Source organism: Synechococcus sp. W60.1 (genome assembly GCF_047461575.1).
Lineage (GTDB): Bacteria > Cyanobacteriota > Cyanobacteriia > Thermostichales > Thermostichaceae > Thermostichus.
On record NZ_JANSHL010000005.1, the window covers coordinates 58,706 to 75,524 of the forward strand.

Consider the following 16,819-nt stretch of genomic DNA (forward strand, 5'->3'; position numbering starts at 1 on the left):
CTTGGATCCCTTGCCCAGAGCGATGCTGAGCGGCATCCGAGGGTGGATGAAGCCCAACAGAATCCAATGCTGAGTCTACTGAGCCAAGCATGAAGGTCTATATCAGTGCCGATATTGAAGGGATCGCCGGCATCAGCCATTGGGATGAGGCCACCATCGGCCAGCCGGGTTACGAGGCATTCCGAGAGCAGATGACCCGAGCAGTGATCGCGGCTTGTGAGGGATCCCTGGCTGCCGGAGCCACGCAGATCACAGTCAAAGATGCCCATGACTCCGGGCGGAACCTCATCCCCGAACGGTTGCCGGAGCCGGTGCAACTCATCCGCGGCTGGAGCGGCCACCCCTACTGTATGGTGCAAGAGCTGGATCGCAGTTACAATGCCCTGATCTTGATCGGCTATCATGCCCGCGCCGGTTCTGCTGCCAACCCCCTCGCCCACACCTACACCACCGAAGTTAGCCAAATCCGGCTGAACGGCCAGGCCATCGCCGAGTTTCACCTGGTCAGCCTCACGGCTGCCTATGAGGGAGTCCCAGTTGTGTTTGTAGCCGGAGATGCGGAGGTGTGTGCCGCAGCGAAAGCTTATGACGCCCACATCGAGACGGTGGTCACCCACAAAGGGATAGGCCAGTCGGTCATTACGCCACATCCGCAGCAGGTTCTACAGGCCATCCGCCAAGGTGTAGAGGGATCCCTGAGGCGGCTGTCGGCCTACCGTCCTCGCCCACTGCCGGATCACTTTCAATTGGAAGTGGACTACAAGAATCCCGCTCGGGCCTACCGCAAGTCTTTTTATCCCGGCTGCCAGTGGATTGCCGATTCCACGGTTCGGCTGGAAGTTTCCGAGTGGTTTGAGGTGTTGCGGGCTTTGGAGTTTATCGTGCTCACCTAGCCAGGGATCCAAGCGGCATCTGGATGAGGCGAGCAGCAGCTTCCCTGAGGCTGGTCTCGGAAAGGTCAGACAGCTCAATCCGGGCCCGAAGGCGATTGAAGTTTTGCTGCAGCCCGTGTCGATAGGTGGGGTCGTAGTGCTGCTCCAGCAACTCCTGCACAAACTGCGGCCAGTCTTGGGCGTCGATCAGCTCAAACCAACGCTGCAGGCGGGCCTGGCCAAGACGGGACTTCAGAGGCAGCAATTTCCCCTTTAGCGCTTGGGGGTGAGCAATCCAGTGGGGATAGTGGGCGATTAACCCCTTCACCCGCTCCTCTAGAGGCAACTGCACTTCGACACAGTCGGCTTGGGTAAGGGCTTGCCAAAGGGCAGGCGGCAGATGGAGCTGGCCCACTTTGGCACTCTCAGCCTCCACCCAGACTGGCTTGGCGGGATCCCACTGGAGAAAAACCTGCACCAGTTGACTTTCAAAGCTCTTCTGGCTGGGCTGCGGCACCCCCCACTCGGCCCCCAGGAGGGATCCCCGGTGACAGGCCAGCTTTTCCAGATCGAGAACTTGGGATCCCTGTTGGCGCAGATAGTCAAGCAACTGGGTTTTGCCACTCCCTGTTGACCCGCAGAGCACTCGGTAGGTAAATTCCTGGGGCAAGATCTGCAGCTGTCGGCGCACCCAGGCCCGGTAGGTTTTGTAGCCACCTTGCAAAACCGTAACCTGCCAGCCCACCTGGGACAACACCAATGCCAAGCTGGCAGAGCGCTGCCCTCCCCGCCAGCAGTAGATTAGGGGTCGGTAATCGCGATCTTTATCGGCAAAATGGGTTTGCAAGTGGCGACTGATGTTCTGGGCCACCAAGCTTGCCCCTCGTTTGCGGGCTGTAAAGGGATCCACCTGCTTGTAGAGCGTGCCCACCTCCGCCCGTTCTGTATCGTAGAGTACAGGCAAGTTGATGGCTCCCGGCCAATGATCCTCTGCGAACTCTGCCGGAGAGCGCACATCGATAATTTCGCTGTAGGTGTGCAGCCAGGGCTCTGCAGTGAAGTGAATCGGAGGAGACACAAACCTGTGGATGGAAATGGCAAGCTAGCGCAATCTTGAACAGTTTCTAGCTTAGCCAACGCTGCTGCTCAAGGAAGCCCAGGGCTAACCCTAGCCTATCCCCTCGCAGGTGGACTTCTCGCTTTTCCAGAAGTTTAGGCAAGGTCTCTGGAACATGCAGGATGCCATTTGCCGCTCTCAAAAAAGTTATAGAGGTTTTCAGGCTCTCCAGGTGCCACCTCAGATAGAAAGGTGAGCTCGGACTTTTTCTTCGTCCATTTGGTCAGTCGGCCCCTCCATGATAAGGGATCCATTTTCCATAAGATAAAAGTAATCGGCCAGACTTTGGGCAAACTCAAAATACTGCTCCACCAGCAACACCGAAACGCCCCGCTCCTTTTGAATACGGGTGATGGCTTCTTCAATCTCGATGATGATGGAGGGTTGGATCCCTTCTGTAGGCTCATCCAGGAGCAAAAGTTTGGGCTCTGCCACCAAAGCTCTGGCGATGGCCAGTTGCTGCTGCTGCCCACCGCTCAAATCCCCACCCAGCCGTTTAAGAAAAGAACGCAGAATTGGGAATAGGTCATAGACAAACTCAGGTATGATCCGTTCTCTGTCCGGTGCCGCTTCTAGCCCCACCAGCAGGTTTTCCTCAACCGTTAGGCGGGGAAATATCTCTCGACCTTGGGGCACATAGCCGATACCGGCACGGGCTCGCCAATTGGGAGGGTAATGGTTGATAGGACGGCCCTCAAAAGCAATTTTGCCTGTGCAGTCTTTCAGAAGCCCCATCAGGGCTTTAAGCGTGGTGGTTTTGCCCATGCCATTGCGGCCCAGAAGGCAGACCGCTTGGCCGGGAAAGATCTTAAAAGAGAGATCCTTTACAATTAAACTCTGACCATAGTAAACCCTCAAGTTGGAGACCTCCAGGAGAGGCCCGGATCCATCTCGGGATAAGTTTTGTGTTGCGGTCGCGTTTTCCGTATTCATAGGCCTGCGCATGAGTCGACTAGATACAGAACTATAGCCTCTTTGCTTAGTTTTTCCCCTTGTGGGATCCGAGATAGACCTCAATCACTCGCGGGTCGTTTTTCACATCCTCAAAGGTACCTTCGCACAGCACCGAGCCTTGGTGTAAAACGGTAACCTTGCGGGCAATTTGTCGGACAAACACCATGTCATGTTCGATCACCAAAATGGTGTGGCTTTGGGCTAAGGATTGAATTAACTCTCCTGTAGCTTCTGTTTCTTTGTCCGTCATCCCGGCCACGCATTCATCCAGCAGCAGCAAATCCGGATCTTGAGCAATCACCATGCCGATCTCCAGCCATTGCTTTTCTCCGTGGGAAAGCAGCCCTGCCGGAACCCGATCCTTACGGCTGAGGCCAATGGTTTCCAAAAGAGCATCCGTTTCTTGTCGCAGATGCTTTTTGCCAAGTAGGGTGGAAAAAACCCTTTTGTCAGGGTTGAGGGATAGCTCCAAGTTTTCTCGCACGCTCAAGTTTTGATAGACCCGCGGCGTCTGAAACTTGCGCCCAACACCCAAAATCGAGATCTCGTGTTCCTTGAGCTTGGCCAGATCCTTTCCTTTGAACAGCACCCATCCTCGAGTAGGCTTAACCTTGCCCGTCAGCACATCGAGAAACGTAGTCTTGCCTGCCCCATTGGGGCCGATGACCACCCGCAGCTCCCCTTCCTCCAGAGAGAAGTTCAGCCTGTCCAAAGCCTTGAAGCCATCAAAGCTGACGGTGAGATCCTGAGTTTGTAAAATTTGTCGGGTGGCGGTGGGAGCTGCAGTGAGCATAGGGATCACATCCAAGAACGGAAAGGCCAAAGGTCAAACCGGATTCTCAACCCATCAAATAAACCCATCAAATAGGAGAGGAAACTTGGCATCGCTGGCTCACCCATGGGATCCTCTTACCTTAAACTTATATCTTGCACATAACTGACATCCTCAAGAGAAAGCCAGATTTAGGCTGGAGAAGTATTTGCCAAACGCCTGCGCCAAAGCTGGACAGTGACCCAAAGCTGCCTGCCTTGGGTGCGCACCCAACCCACCAGTCCATCCGGCAACACCAGCACCACCAGCAGGAACAATCCCCCTTGGAAAAACAACCAAATTTCGGGAAAATTTTCGCTCAGCAAGCTCTTGGCAAAGTTAACCAACAGAGCCCCCAGCACCGCCCCCACCAAACTGGCCCGACCGCCCACCGCCACCCAGATTACCATCTCAATGGAAAAGGGAACGGCCATCGCATTGGGAGAGATGATCCCAGTTTGCAAGGTAAACAAAGCTCCGGCAACACCCGCCAGGGCAGCAGACACGGCAAACACCAGAACTTTAAAGCCGGTGGGATCGTAGCCGGAAAAACGAACCCGTGGCTCGTCATCTCGAATGGCTACCAGGATCCGACCGAATAAGCCGCTGGTGAGCCAACGACAGAGAAGGTAAGCCAAAACCACCGCCAGAACTGTAGTGACATAGACAGCAAAGCGCATTTCGGACGAGTTGACATCTAGGCCAAACAAAGTCTGGAAGTTGGTCAGGCCGTTGGTGCCGTTGATTAAGCGCTGTTGGCCGTTGAAGAAGTTAAAGAAAATAATCGTGGTGGCCTGAGTTAGAATGGAGAAATAAACCCCTCGAATGCGATTTCTCACCACCAAATATCCCAGGGCTGCTGCCACCAAAGCCGGGATCAAGACAACAGCAACAACCGTGAACGGAAAAGAATAAAAGGGGTACCAAAACCAGGGCAATTCCGTTACCCCATAGAGGCTGAAAAACTCCGGTATCTGACCTTCCGGCAATTGCAACTTCAGGTGCATCCCCAGAGCGTAGCCCCCCAAGGCAAAGAACACCCCATGTCCCAGGCTAAGCATGCCGGTATAGCCCCAGATGAGGTCGATCCCCAAAGCCACAATGCTGAGAGCCAGAAACCGTCCCAGTAGGTTTAACCGAAAGCTGGACAATACAGTGGGGACTCCAAAGATCAAGGTCAGGGCTACGAGAAGAAGGATCCCTGCTTCCCACAAGAGCTTGCGAGAAGGATTGGGATCCCGACCGGCAGCGGGAACGGCCACTTCATGGTCAGCACGGGGGGGATGAACCAGTTTCATGGGCTGTGTGAGGGAGTAGAAGATGGGGGATCTAACCAGAAAGATTCGCTCAAGAGAGCCGATAGCGTCAGTTCCACAGGCAACTGGCTAGGGATCCTTGAGTCAGGGTATTCCAACTGAACCGTCTCCGCCGTCTCTTGCAACAGTTCTGGCAGGTTTTCCAACAGCACTTGGCTCAAACTGGGGGAGTCTCGCAGGTTACGCTGGAGCTGCCGCCATTGCTCGCGAACGATCAATTCCCATCCTCGATAGTTCTCGGGCTGGGGTGGATAGCATCGCTTGAGCAGGTGCTGCAGCAGAATCTCTGCTCGGTTGAGGATCTCTCGTTTTTCGGAGCGGCCCAAGCTCTCTACCTCGTCAATGAGATGGTTCAGATCCAGATGGTCAAAGTCTCGCTTCTTGAGACGCTCTGCCGTATCCAGGATCCAGAGGTAGAAATCCCGATCGTAAAGACCGATGGCGGGGTCTGACTCCAGGGCTTGAGACATGGGATCCCTCAGCAAACGAAACGGCTTCCTTAGGCATCCACCATACGACCTTTTTCGGGGAAAAGGCCACGGGGTCGCACCTGCAGAAAGGCCACGATCAAAGCAAAGACCATTACTTTGGCCATGCTGGTGGTGGCAAAAAAGTTGAGGGTATCGGTCAGGATGGGTACGTTGGGAAAGATCAAAGCCAGCGTCCCTGAACCGATGACAAAGTTGGCAACTCCGATCCCAAGTGCTGCCACAATGCTGCCCAAGAGCTTACCAACACCCCCCACGACGACCACCATAAAGGTATCCACGATGTAGTTCTGGCCGGTGTTCGGCCCCACGGATCCCAGCAGGCTGACCGCCACGCCGGCTACTCCCGCCAGACCCGAACCGATGGCAAAGGTAAGGGCATCCACCTTTTGCGTGGGGATCCCTACACAGGCGCTCATGGCCCGATTTTGGGTAACCGCCCGGATGCGCAGCCCCCAGCGGGTGCGTTGCAAGAAGAAGTACAGCCCCAGGATGCAGAGGATGGTGAGGGCGATGATAAACAGGCGGGTATTGGGCAAAAACAGGTTGCCCACCGGGATCCCACCCCCCAGCCACCGGGGAGCCGTCACGTCTTTGTTCTGGGCGCCGAACCAAGGCTGGGTAACCGCCAAAGCATAGGTTTGCGCCAGCACCCGCCCCCCCACCGATGCAATGGCCGTGGAGAGCACCAACAGCAGCGCCAGCGTCCACCCCTTGAGACGCGGCCAATCCGCCCGCCTGGACAAAAGCCACCAGCCGCCGAAAAAGAGCACCGCGAAGGCCCCCAAGCGGAAAGCCAGCACCCAATTGACGCTGCGCACAAACTGCTGCAGGATCAGGCTCACGCCCCAGGTGGCCAGAAGGGTTTCCAGCGGTCGGCCATACAAAAAGCGGATCACCCCCCGCTCCAAGGCCAGCCCTACCAGAGCAGTGACGGCAAAGGCTGCCACCAAAGCCGGGAAGATATACAGATCCCGCCAGGGATCCCCCAGTGGCCGGAAAGCATTTTGCACGACGAAGGTGGTGTAGGCCCCCAACATCATCAGCTCCCCATGGGCCATGTTGATGACCCCCATGAGGCCGAAAACAATAGCCAAGCCCAGAGCGGCTATCAGCAAGACGGTGCCGATGCTAAGGCCGTTAAACAAGCTATCCAAGAGCAAGGTCATCGGCAGGGGATCCTCCTTCCAACTAAACTAGGGAGGCTAACCGAGCATCTAGGCGGGATCCCCGACCCTATCCAAACGGCAAGGGATCCCAGCTCTGGCCAGGACTAGCTGACTTTGTAGCGACCGCCCTTGGCCGGATCTGACCAATCGCAGGCAAAGCCCTTGGTCTCTGCCACAAACTGGTTCCAGGGCTGTGGTTCCACGGCATCCGTAGAAAAGATGACATCAAACAAGCCATCGGAGCGCACCTGGCCGATCCGCACATATTTGGTCAGGTGGTGGTTGGTGTTCATGGTTACCAAGCCTTCAGGGGCATCGAAGGTCTGGCCGTAGGCTGCCTGCCGCACGGCGTCGATCTCCACCGTTCCCGCTTTTTCTGCCGCCTGCTTCCAGATGTAAACCATGATGTAGGCGGCTTCCATCGGGTCGTTGGTGACGCGGTTTTGGCCGTATTCTGCCTTGAAAGCTTCCACAAACTTCTTGTTGGCAGGCGTATCCACCGTCATAAAGTAGTTCCAGGCGGCGAAGTGCCCTTCCAAGAATTCGGGGCCGATGGCCTGTACCTCTTCTTCAGCAATGCTGACGGACATGGAAGGATAGCGATCTGGCCCCAGCCCTGCCCCTTTCAACTGTTTGAAAAAGGCCACGTTGCTGTCGCCGTTCAAGCTGTTGTAGATCACACCGCCATTGGGAAGAGCGGCCCGGATCTTGCTGATGATGGGGGTAACTTCTGTGTTGCCCAAAGGCAGATAGTCTTCACCCACCACTTTGCCCCCCAGGGCTTCCAACTGGGCCTTGATGATGGTGTTGGCCGTGCGGGGGAACACATAGTCGGATCCCACCAGGAAGAACTCTTTGCCCTTGTTCTTGAGCAGCCATTCCACCGAAGGCTCGATCTGCTGGTTGGGGGCAGCGCCGGTGTAGAAGATGTTTTTGGAGCACTCTTGTCCTTCGTACTGCACGGGATACCAGAGCAGGTGCTGCTTGGATTCAAACACCGGCAACACGGCTTTGCGACTGGCCGAAGTCCAGCAGCCGAATACCGTTGCCACCTTGTCCACATCGATCAATTTGGTGGCTTTCTCCGCAAAGGTTGGCCAATCGGAAGCGCCATCCTCGATAATCGGCTCGATCTGCTTGCCCAAAACCCCACCGGCGGCATTGATCTCTTTGATGGCCAGCTTTTCCGCATCCACCACGCTGGTTTCCGAAATGGCCATGGTGCCGCTGAGGGAGTGCAAAATGCCAACGCGAATGGTCTCTCCCTGGGCGTAGGCGGGCACAGACCGCTTCACCCAGATCTGCGGCCCCAGGGCCGCCCCGGCTCCAGCCAGAGCGCCCATTTTCAGCACTTGACGACGATTAAATTGAGCCATCGGTGATCTCCGAAACGAAGTGAGTGCAAAGGGTGTTAAGAAGTACAGTTGCAGCAGCCCGGCCAACAGAGGGAAGCACTTAGCTCATCACCTCGCCCATGTGTTAAATTTGCCCAACTGCAGTCGGCTGAGGCTTTCACCGAATGCCTTCCCAACATCAACAGAGGAAAAGGATAATCCTGCAGTCGAGAAAGCGTCGTGCGTCCCTGTTGCCTTAACGTGTTCCATCAAACCCATTCGGCCCGGAGAGAATTGTATCGCGGGATACCTTTTCCCAGAATCCGAGCCCTTTCCCCGCAGGCTGCAGGCAGAGGCAGGGATCCCTTGCTCCCGGCATAATAGGGGTTCTGGGGTGGAGAATTAACAGCCTATGGTGCAGCAGGCCGGCTATGGATCTTGGCGATCCCCGATTACCGCTGACCTAGTGGTGACGGGATCCCTGCGCTTGGGACAGATGGTTTGGGATCAGGGGGATCTCTACTGGACGGAGGGCCGCCCGCAAGAAAAAGGGCGCAATGTGTTGATGCGGCGCTCTGCCGACGGGATCCTGGTGGAGCTGACACCGGCACCTTTCAATGTGCGGACACGGGTGCATGAGTATGGGGGTGGAGCTTATTGGGTGTCGGCAGGGGTAGTGTATTTTTGCAACTTCGCTGACCAACGGCTCTACCGCCTGCTGCCGGGTTCAGATCCCCAGCCCCTGACGGAAGCAGGCCCCTATCGCTACGCCGACGGGGTGGTGGATCGGGCGCGTGGACGCATCCTCTGTGTGCGGGAGGATCACAGCCGCCAGGGAGAGCCGGAAAACAGCCTTGTCTCGATTGACTTAGCAAGTGGATCCCAGCAGATTTTGGCTTCTGGGCACGACTTCTACGCCAGCCCGCGCCTCAGTCCAGACGGCCAGACCTTGGTATGGCTGACCTGGGATCACCCCCAAATGCCCTGGGACGGCACAGAGCTGTGGCGGTCTGAGGTGAACCCTGACGGCAGCTTGGGAGAACCTCAAAAGCTAGCCGGTGGCCCTGCCGAGTCGATCTTCCAGCCCCAGTGGTCACCGGAGGGGGATCTCTACTTTGTTTCCGATTGCAGCGGCTGGTGGAACCTCTATCGCTGGGATCCCCAGGGCCCCATTCCCCTCTGCCCTATGGAAGCGGAGTTTGGAGAGCCGCAGTGGGTGTTTGGCCTGAGCACCTACGGCTTCTGTGGCGATGGGCGCATCCTGGCCTGTTATGAACAAGACGGGCTGTCTCATCTGGCTTATCTGGATCTCCATTCAGGACAGTTGGCAGGGATCCCCTTGCCCTACACCCAGATCAGCGGTTTGCAGGTGAGTGGGGAAAAAGCCGCTTTCCTGGCCGGATCCCCGACGGAAGCCACTGCCTTGGTCTGCCTAGACTTACCCTCCAGCCAAGTGGAGGTGGTGGCCCGTTCCAGCAGCGTGGCGGTGGATCCCGACTATCTGTCGATCCCAGAGCCCATTGTTTTTCCCACCGGTGGCGGCAAGGAAGTGGCCTACGCCTTCTTCTATCCCCCCAAAAACCGAGACTTTGTTGCCCCTGCTGGCGAAAAGCCACCCCTGCTGGTGAAAAGCCACGGCGGGCCCACCGGGGCGACGGCAGCCGTGCTCAACCTGGGGATCCAATACTGGACCAGTCGGGGGATTGCCGTTTTGGATGTGAACTACCGGGGCAGCAGCGGCTACGGACGTGCCTATCGGGATGCTCTCAAAGGCCGGTGGGGCCTGGTAGATGTGGAAGATTGCATCGCCGGATCCCAATTTTTGGCAGAACAGGGCAAGGTGGATGGGGAACGGCTGCTCATTCAAGGGGGCAGCGCTGGCGGCTATACCACGTTGGCGGCCTTGACCTTCCACGCCGTCTTCCGAGCAGGTGCCAGCTACTACGGGGTGAGCGATCTAGAAGCCCTGGCCCAGGAGACCCACAAGTTCGAGTCTCGCTACTTGGACAGCCTCATTGGCCCCTACCCAGAGCGGCGGGATCTCTACCGGGAGCGTTCCCCCATTCATCACCTGGAGGGCCTCAATTGTCCGGTTATCTTCTTCCAAGGGTTGGAAGACGCCATCGTGCCCCCCAATCAGGCGGAGAGGATGGTGGCAGCCCTACGGGCCAAAGGGATCCCGGTGGCCTATGTGCCCTTCGAGGGAGAGCAACACGGCTTTCGCCAGGCGGCCAACATCAAACGGGCTTTGGAGGCAGAGCTTTACTTTTATGCCCAGGTGTTGGGGTTTCCGCTGGCAGAACCTCTTGAGCCGGTTCGGATCGAAAACCTAGACACCTGATGATGACTGCTCAATGGGTCGAATTAATGGCTGTGGGCCAACAGGTTGGGCTCGAAGACAGCCATCTCCAACCGAAACGGGATCCCCATGTGGGCCAGCCAGTCCTGCAGCGGATCATCGGCCAGCGCCAGGATCTGCCCTTGGGGGGAAACGTGGGCCGGACGGTGCCAGTTGCCCAGTTGATGAATCACTTGGCCCATCTGGATGGGGTTTTCAGGTTGAATCAAGAGCACCGGTTCGGGTTGGGCTCTGACCCGAATGTGTCGCTGCGCATCCGCATAGAGCAGATCCCCATCGTGAAGATGGGTGCCGCGGGGCAGCATCAGCTGGATCTCGGTGCCCCAGTCGCTCACCAGCCGTTGCCGGGATCGCTGGCGGTCGTGCCAAGTGAGGGCAACCACTTCCAAGTGGCCGGGGATCCCCTCTGGCGGCTCGTCCAGCAGTTGCGTCACCGTAATGGCCGCGGGATCCTCTCCTGCAGCATGGGGATCTTCGCTCATGCCAGAGACTCCAGATATTGGCTGAGGTCTTCTTGAAGGCGAGAGAACTCCACTTCGGTGGAAAGGCGCAGCACCTTGGTTTTCAGAGTCACCAGCACCTTGGCTGCGTGGGGGCCAGCCCAGATGTTGGGGTTGCAGAACATCTCCAAGCTGAAATCTTCAGTAGGGTAACGAAACTCAACCGGCTCCTGAGGCTGCTGTCGGGAACGGATCTTGAGTCGCTCCAAGAGGATTTGCAGAGCCTTGTGCCATTGTTGTGCCGCCTCAGGCGAAAGGGAGAAACTGGCCGAGCCGGTTGCGAAGTTGAGGGCAAACTGAGGAAAATGGGTAGTCATGGAGGCCCGTACCGTTCGCGAAGCGTCCTTTGGAGGGCAGCATTGGACAACAACAGTATCTTACGTCAGCTCTTGCTAATGGGCGTGGGCACAACCACTCTGCTGGCAGAACAGTTGAGAAAGGCTGCCGACGACTTGGTGCAGAAGGGGCAGCTCAACCCAGAAGAGGCATCCAATGTCATCAACAACCTGCTCAACCAGGTGAAGGCCGAGCAGAGTAACTTTGAATCCTACGTTCAGCGGCAGGTGCGCAACGTCCTGCAGGATCTGGGCGTGCCCCGCCAATCGGAAATGGACGAGCTGCGCGGGCGGCTGGATCGGCTGGAGCGGCAGGTGCGCAATTTGGAAAATCAGGTTTACCGTCGGTAGCCGAGCTGAGCCTTCCCCTTTTGCCGGCTTTCCTTTGCCGTTGGGCAGGGTTTTGCCGAACGTTGCGATACCCTGAAGTCCTCTCTGGGAGAATTCATCAAGTTCCCATGTCAAGCGAAGTTTTGACCGTCACAGGCCGAGGGATCCCCCTGCTGGGCAACGACATCGACACCGATCGGATTATCCCGGCCCGCTTTTTGAAGTGCGTCACCTTCGACGGCTTGGGCCAGCACGTGTTTGCCGACGACCGCGCCCAGGATCCCGGCCAACACCCCTTCGATCAACCCCAGTACCAGGGAGCCCAGATCCTCGTGGTCAATGCCAATTTTGGCTGTGGCTCCAGCCGGGAGCATGCCCCCCAAGCGCTGGCCAAATGGGGGATCCGCGCCCTCATTGGCGAAAGCTTTGCCGAGATCTTCTTCGGCAACTGCTTGGCTCTAGGGATCCCTTGTGTTACGGCACCCCCGGCTGTGATTCAAGCCCTGCAGAAGGCGGTGGCGGAAAATCCCCAGCTCCAGTTGACGCTGGATCTGCCCAACAAACAGGTGCGCTGGGAGGCAAATACCGCTGCTGTGGAGATCCCCCAGGGAGCCTGGCAAATGCTGGTGCAGGGCACCTGGGACGCCACAGGACAACTGCTGGCCGCCCAAGCCCAGATTCAGCAAGTAGCCGCTTCTTTACCCTACGTGCGTTGGCAGCGAGCCCGTTGAGCAATCCTCTCCCCCCTGATACCCATACATGGCTGGGCAGTGCTGACCCAGATTTTCTGGATTTGGCGATCCGGGAGATAGAAGCTGCGGATCCAGAGGCTGCCGTGCAGCGGCTAAAGGAAGCACCTGGCTTGGTATGGGTGTGCAGCCAACGCTCATTTGCCGACCTGGCTGGGGCTTGGCAAGCTGACCCGCCCATTTTTTTGCGCCACATCTGCCCCATTCACCAAGAACGGCGGCTATCTGGGGGATCCCCAGTTGAATTGCGCCTTGATGGGGAAATGTTGGCAGCCATTGACCCCACCCTCAGCTTTTCGGTTCAGACGCGCCTGTTTGGAGGGCCGGCTCTCAAGCCCTTCCAGGTCAATGAAACCTTGGCCGAACAGGTGATGGCAGCGGTGGGATCCCCCCTGGAGGTCAAAGACCCACAGCAGGTGATCTCGGTGGTGATCCTGGCTCAACCGATGGGCATTCGCGCTTGGCTGGGCCTATCCTTGGCTGCCCAGAACCTCTCCAACTGGGCCGGTGGGATCCATCGCTTTCGGCGGGATCCAGAGCAAATCAGCCGCTCCGAGTTTAAGCTGCTGGAGGCCATCCAGGTGTTTCAGATTCCCTTGGTGCCAGGGGGACAGGCTCTGGATCTGGGGGCAGCACCGGGGGGATGGTCGCGCATTTTGCGCCTATATGGCCAGCAGGTCACAGCAGTGGATCCGGGGGACTTGCACGAGCGCCTCAGCCAAGATCCGGGGATCTGCCACCATCGCCTCAGCGCCCAAGCCTACCTGGCCCGTGGCCCAGGCCGGTTTCACCTCATCCTCAACGACATGCGCATGGATGGCCCGGCTTCCGCCCACCTGATGGTGGCTTTTGCTCCCCATCTGGAGCCACAGGGGAGAGCTGTGATGACCCTGAAGCTACCCCACCAACACCGCCTGCGGGTGCTGCGGCAAAGTCTGGAGATTTTGGGTAGTGCCTTCCCCCTGGTGAGAGCCCGCCACCTGTTTCACAATCGCAGCGAAGTCACCCTCTACTTGCAACAGGGGATCCCTGCCCCTCAATCTGCCGTTTCCACCACCTGAATCTCCCGACGGAGCACCATTTCGCGAATGGACTCCAGCAAGCCCATCTCCTCAGGGGAGATTTTGCCGTCGGCCCGGATGGCGCTGACGATTTGATCCACCTCTGTGCGGGTGAGCTTTTTGTCTTCCAGCGCTCGATCCACCAGCGCTTGCAATTGCGAAAACTCCATAAGGCTCCTCTGCGCTTGAACAGGTCTTGTCGCCTCATCTCCTCATCCAAGCTACCCGCCCTGACCCAAATCTCCTGCAAGCGCAAGATTCTCTTCAGGTATCCTAAAGAAAACGTGAAACCCACCGAGAGGAAGACATCATGGCTGGCCCGGATCCCAGGAGCACTGCGCACGATTGCGCCACCCTCTGTCGAGATGGCTGTGTCTTGGGAGAGGACTGCCCCCACCGAGAGGCGGCTCGCCAAGCCGTGGCCTTTGTCATGAGCACCGACTGGGAGACCTTGATGCGGATTGCCGAATCCAAGAACCTACCCAAAAGCTCCCCTCAGGAAGAGATGGATCCCCTGCAGTTTTTGGAGAATTACCGCTTGGGCGGGTAAGCCCCAACCAGTCTCCCTAAGGACAAGGGATCCCTGCTGAGGATCCAGGGGTTTTGAGCCATACTGAGTTAGGTGGGATCCCTGGATTCTATGGTTTGGCCTTGGATCATCATCGGGTTAGTCCTAATTTCTGCCGAATTGTTTTTGCCAGAATTGGTTGCCGGCTCGGTGGGGCTGGCGGCGCTCTTGGCGGGGCTTTTGGCTTATTTGGGGCTGCCGATCTGGGTACAATTTGCCAGCTGGATTGGGGCATCGGTGGTGTTGATTATCCTCAGCCGCCGTCTGGTGCCCCATGGATCGGTTCAGGTAGAGGAATCTCGCGAGGCGCGGGCAATCACCCCCATTCCCCCAGGCGAACGGGGGCGGGTTTCTTATCTGGGTTCCACCTGGAACGCCAAGTGCAGCATTCCCAACCTGGAAATCCAAGCCGGGCAGGAGCTCTACGTGGTGGAGCGACAGGGGAATACCCTCATTGTCATGCCGGCCAAGATGCTCAAGTCCTGACCTGGACAAATGTTTGTTTCCCTTGTTGCCTTGAGGGAGGGATCCCTGCTTGGGTGTGCATCAGAGGCGGGGATCTGGCATAATCACAAAAGCTAAGCCGGGATGTAGCGCAGCTTGGTAGCGCATCTGCTTTGGGAGCAGAGGGCCGCAGGTTCAAATCCTGTCATCCCGATCCTGACTGCGACGGGAATTGAGCCGTTTACGCTATTGACCGAGAGTTTCCCACCTATCCAGAGCCCCGCAGCCAAAACCCGCATCTATCGGCAGGGGTGCAGTCTTTGTCTTGAAGGCGCAAGAAGCAAACTCTTCGATTCTTCGATGCCATGAAAGAAATGGGCGGATCAGGCAGCCAAGCGGGATCCCTCGTAGCCAGGCCAAGGAGAAGCAAGCACAAAAAAGGCAGGGTTAACTTGCCCCTGCCGAGAAGATCGAGAGTTGAGAGCTTGCTCTCGTTGTCGTAATCGTTGCATCAAGGCGCGGTTCCGTTTGTCCAGTTGGCGCTTGCGTGCCGATCCCCCACGACCGCGACGGTTTCTGCCCTGATGGCGAGGAGATTCATGAGATTTCAACAGCATGGGATTCCCCTGATAAACTAAACAGTCCTGCCTGATTCTAAACGAAACCTCAGCAACTGGCCACAAGACTGGCGGCGCAAGCTGCGGCATTTGCGGCTGGGGATAGGCCGTCTTTGTCAATTTATTCGCATCATTCGGCATGGAGGACTCCTTGGGACAGCCAGTCTTTTAGGCGGTGGGTAGCCCGGCAGTCATCCTCGTTGTAGATAAGCGAGTGCTCCAAATATCTGCGCTCCCGAGTTTCCAGCCATTGACTATACCAATAAATGGACTGGGCGCCATTGGCATCCGGCAGACGCCACTGAAACCCCAACCAGCGGGCGATGTTTTTCAGGGAATAGCTCTCGATCGGCAGCACCACCGAGCGTTGCACCCAGGCCTGTAAATCCACAAAGCGCTGCAACAACTGGCGCACTTGTCGGGGATCCGTGCGGTACTGCTCCCCCAGCCGTCGGCAGGTCTGCACTTCAAAGCCGTGAAAGTGGTAGATGGGAGCGTCAGGATAGCGTTGTGCCAGTTGCAAGAATTGCTCCCAAGCTTGCCTTTCTTCCTGCGGGTCGGCGGCCAGGCAACTGTGATAGCTTGTAACCTTTTTCCCCTCGGCTTGCTCCACCACCAGCAGGCCCAGCAGATAGGCGACGTTGTGGCGGGGATCCGCCTCGATATCGAAGTACAGCTCTACAGGTGTGGTGGGCAGGGTTTGCGGGGGGGATTGAATCCAGAGGGGCTGCCGGCTGAGGGTGGCACGGGCTTGCAGCTGCAGTTGCAGGGCCACGCCGGATCCCAACTTGGGAATGGCTTGCAACCTATCCAACTGAGCGTTGGCCAGGGCTTCAATCGAGTGGATCCCCGCCTCTTGCAAAAGGGGATAGCGGGATCCCGTTACGCCCGGCAGCAGGCTGAGGGGTTGAGCGGCGGCGTTCAACTGGCGACAATGCTCCCGCCAGTGGCAAAGATGACAGCGGCTGCGGGCCATGAACACCTGCGGTGGTTCCGGCTGGTTGAGGGAGTGCAGATACTCCTGCAGCAATTGCCGCACCTGTGCTCGTCGGCGGCTCAGGTGGACGGGGTGCCACTTCCCATCTTTCAGGATCAAAATGCCCCGCTTGGGAACGTTTCCCTGCAGGGATCCGAGCAACTCTGCCTGCAAAGCCAGCAACAATTCGTATTCCGGTTTGGGGCGTTTGCCGATACGAATATGAACCGGCAGGTAAGAGGATCGGGCGGCGTGGCGACTTCTGCCAACGAGAGCGGGATCCCGAATCAGCAGATCCAGGGAGCTGCTCACCCAAACTGAACGTCTCTCTGGAACAGCTTCAGGCGGCAACGCAAGAGCGGGCACCATCTCGCAGTCTTCTGGGGCAGGGATGGGATCCCTTGGAGAGGAGGAGTGAGGGACAGGTTCAGAAGCAAGCTGCAACAGCTCTGCCTCAGCAGTACAGTTGAGATCTTCCTGCGGTTGCCAAAACAGCTCTGCGGCAATCCGTCCGCCGTAGATCCGCTCCGCCCCGTCGGCCATGGCTGCCAAGAGAGCTTCATTGCCCGGCGCAACCCGTTCTCCGGGGAATTGCTCAAACACAGCGGCTGCCAGGGCTTGGCGATCCCGCCGCCATTGCTCCAGCAGGTTGTCCGGCGGCAGCTTGGCCTCTTGAGGGCCAAAGCGATCCAGGTAAGGCAAGCGTCGGCAGCGAAAAAAAGCAAGCAGCTCCTCAGCCTCAACAGAACCCTGTCCTGCTGCTGCAACCTGGCACTCCAACGGTGGAAAACCTCAGCTCTGCTGCCATTGTGGCACGCC

The 16,819-nt window shown here is 57.6% G+C and carries 19 protein-coding genes and 1 tRNA gene; 8 read left to right on the forward strand and 12 right to left on the reverse strand.

Features of this window, described 5'->3' with window-relative positions; all coding sequences use genetic code 11:
• The first annotated feature begins 89 nt into the window (after positions 1-89).
• Entirely contained in the window at positions 90-893 is an 804-nt protein-coding gene (locus NW805_RS06555) for a M55 family metallopeptidase (RefSeq protein WP_414422030.1), read from the forward strand.
• On the opposite strand, the gene mnmH is transcribed toward NW805_RS06555, so the two are convergent.
• The 7 genes from mnmH to urtA all read right to left on the reverse strand — a co-directional run bounded on the left by mnmH (position 886) and on the right by urtA (position 8,103).
• A complete protein-coding gene (gene mnmH / locus NW805_RS06560; RefSeq protein WP_414422031.1) occupies positions 886-1,950 on the reverse strand; it encodes a tRNA 2-selenouridine(34) synthase MnmH in 1,065 nt (354 codons plus the stop codon). The two genes, NW805_RS06555 and mnmH, sit on opposite strands and share 8 nt — an antisense overlap.
• A 219-nt stretch (positions 1,951-2,169) precedes the next feature.
• The gene (gene urtE, locus NW805_RS06565; protein WP_414382687.1) at positions 2,170-2,922 is read right to left on the reverse strand and encodes an urea ABC transporter ATP-binding subunit UrtE; all 753 of its coding nucleotides are present in this window, start codon (positions 2,920-2,922) and stop codon (positions 2,170-2,172) included.
• A 46-nt stretch (positions 2,923-2,968) separates the two neighbouring features.
• Entirely contained in the window at positions 2,969-3,736 is a 768-nt protein-coding gene (gene urtD, locus NW805_RS06570; protein ID WP_414422032.1) for an urea ABC transporter ATP-binding protein UrtD, read from the reverse strand.
• Positions 3,737-3,906: 170 nt separating this feature from the next.
• On the reverse strand, positions 3,907-5,052 hold the full coding sequence (gene urtC / locus NW805_RS06575; protein ID WP_414422033.1) for an urea ABC transporter permease subunit UrtC: 1,146 nt from the start codon (positions 5,050-5,052) through the stop codon (positions 3,907-3,909).
• The gene (locus NW805_RS06580; RefSeq protein ID WP_414422034.1) at positions 5,049-5,540 is read right to left on the reverse strand and encodes a DUF29 domain-containing protein; all 492 of its coding nucleotides are present in this window, start codon (positions 5,538-5,540) and stop codon (positions 5,049-5,051) included. Before NW805_RS06580 ends, urtC begins: the two co-directional genes overlap by 4 nt.
• 29 nt (positions 5,541-5,569) lie before the next feature.
• The gene (gene urtB / locus NW805_RS06585) at positions 5,570-6,727 is read right to left on the reverse strand and encodes an urea ABC transporter permease subunit UrtB (RefSeq protein ID WP_414422035.1); all 1,158 of its coding nucleotides are present in this window, start codon (positions 6,725-6,727) and stop codon (positions 5,570-5,572) included.
• Between the two features lie 104 nt (positions 6,728-6,831).
• A complete protein-coding gene (gene urtA / locus NW805_RS06590; protein ID WP_414422036.1) occupies positions 6,832-8,103 on the reverse strand; it encodes an urea ABC transporter substrate-binding protein in 1,272 nt (423 codons plus the stop codon).
• Between the two features lie 370 nt (positions 8,104-8,473).
• Between urtA and NW805_RS06595 the strand changes: the two genes are divergently transcribed.
• Positions 8,474-10,402, forward strand: coding sequence for a S9 family peptidase (locus tag NW805_RS06595; RefSeq protein ID WP_414422037.1), 1,929 nt, complete (start codon positions 8,474-8,476; stop codon positions 10,400-10,402).
• Positions 10,403-10,425: 23 nt separating this feature from the next.
• Here the strand turns inward: NW805_RS06595 and NW805_RS06600 are convergent, their stop codons facing one another.
• Both NW805_RS06600 and NW805_RS06605 read right to left on the reverse strand, forming a co-directional pair.
• On the reverse strand, positions 10,426-10,902 hold the full coding sequence (locus tag NW805_RS06600; protein ID WP_414422038.1) for an urease accessory protein UreE: 477 nt from the start codon (positions 10,900-10,902) through the stop codon (positions 10,426-10,428).
• Entirely contained in the window at positions 10,899-11,237 is a 339-nt protein-coding gene (locus NW805_RS06605; protein ID WP_414422039.1) for a hypothetical protein, read from the reverse strand. The genes NW805_RS06600 and NW805_RS06605 overlap by 4 nt, the downstream gene beginning before the upstream one ends.
• A 42-nt stretch (positions 11,238-11,279) precedes the next feature.
• On the opposite strand from NW805_RS06605, the gene NW805_RS06610 reads away from it, so the two are divergent.
• The 3 genes from NW805_RS06610 to NW805_RS06620 all read left to right on the forward strand — a co-directional run bounded on the left by NW805_RS06610 (position 11,280) and on the right by NW805_RS06620 (position 13,395).
• Complete coding sequence (locus tag NW805_RS06610) at positions 11,280-11,606, forward strand: phasin family protein (RefSeq protein ID WP_011433607.1); 327 nt, start codon at positions 11,280-11,282, stop codon at positions 11,604-11,606.
• Between the two features lie 107 nt (positions 11,607-11,713).
• Positions 11,714-12,316, forward strand: a complete 603-nt coding sequence (leuD, locus tag NW805_RS06615; protein ID WP_414342404.1) for a 3-isopropylmalate dehydratase small subunit — start codon at positions 11,714-11,716, stop codon at positions 12,314-12,316.
• The gene (locus NW805_RS06620; protein WP_414422040.1) at positions 12,313-13,395 is read left to right on the forward strand and encodes an SAM-dependent methyltransferase; all 1,083 of its coding nucleotides are present in this window, start codon (positions 12,313-12,315) and stop codon (positions 13,393-13,395) included. Before leuD ends, NW805_RS06620 begins: the two co-directional genes overlap by 4 nt.
• Here the strand turns inward: NW805_RS06620 and NW805_RS06625 are convergent.
• Positions 13,371-13,565 carry a hypothetical protein gene (locus tag NW805_RS06625; protein ID WP_414342406.1) on the reverse strand — a complete coding sequence of 65 codons (195 nt, stop codon included), beginning with the start codon at positions 13,563-13,565 and terminating at the stop codon, positions 13,371-13,373. The two genes, NW805_RS06620 and NW805_RS06625, sit on opposite strands and share 25 nt — an antisense overlap.
• A gap of 140 nt (positions 13,566-13,705) precedes the next feature.
• On the opposite strand from NW805_RS06625, the gene NW805_RS06630 reads away from it, so the two are divergent.
• The 3 genes from NW805_RS06630 to NW805_RS06640 all read left to right on the forward strand — a co-directional run bounded on the left by NW805_RS06630 (position 13,706) and on the right by NW805_RS06640 (position 14,621).
• Complete coding sequence (locus NW805_RS06630; protein ID WP_011433611.1) at positions 13,706-13,945, forward strand: hypothetical protein; 240 nt, start codon at positions 13,706-13,708, stop codon at positions 13,943-13,945.
• Positions 13,946-14,035: 90 nt separating this feature from the next.
• Positions 14,036-14,449: an NfeD family protein gene (locus NW805_RS06635; protein ID WP_414346738.1), complete on the forward strand. Its 414-nt coding sequence runs from the start codon at positions 14,036-14,038 to the stop codon at positions 14,447-14,449.
• A gap of 98 nt (positions 14,450-14,547) precedes the next feature.
• Positions 14,548-14,621, forward strand: a tRNA-Pro gene (locus NW805_RS06640).
• A 169-nt stretch (positions 14,622-14,790) separates the two neighbouring features.
• On the opposite strand, the gene NW805_RS06645 is transcribed toward NW805_RS06640, so the two are convergent.
• Both NW805_RS06645 and NW805_RS06650 read right to left on the reverse strand, forming a co-directional pair.
• Positions 14,791-15,024, reverse strand: a complete 234-nt coding sequence (locus NW805_RS06645) for a hypothetical protein (RefSeq protein ID WP_041436636.1) — start codon at positions 15,022-15,024, stop codon at positions 14,791-14,793.
• Positions 15,025-15,154: 130 nt separating this feature from the next.
• Positions 15,155-16,780, reverse strand: coding sequence for a TM0106 family RecB-like putative nuclease (locus NW805_RS06650; RefSeq protein ID WP_414422041.1), 1,626 nt, complete (start codon positions 16,778-16,780; stop codon positions 15,155-15,157).
• Positions 16,781-16,819 lie beyond the last annotated feature (39 nt).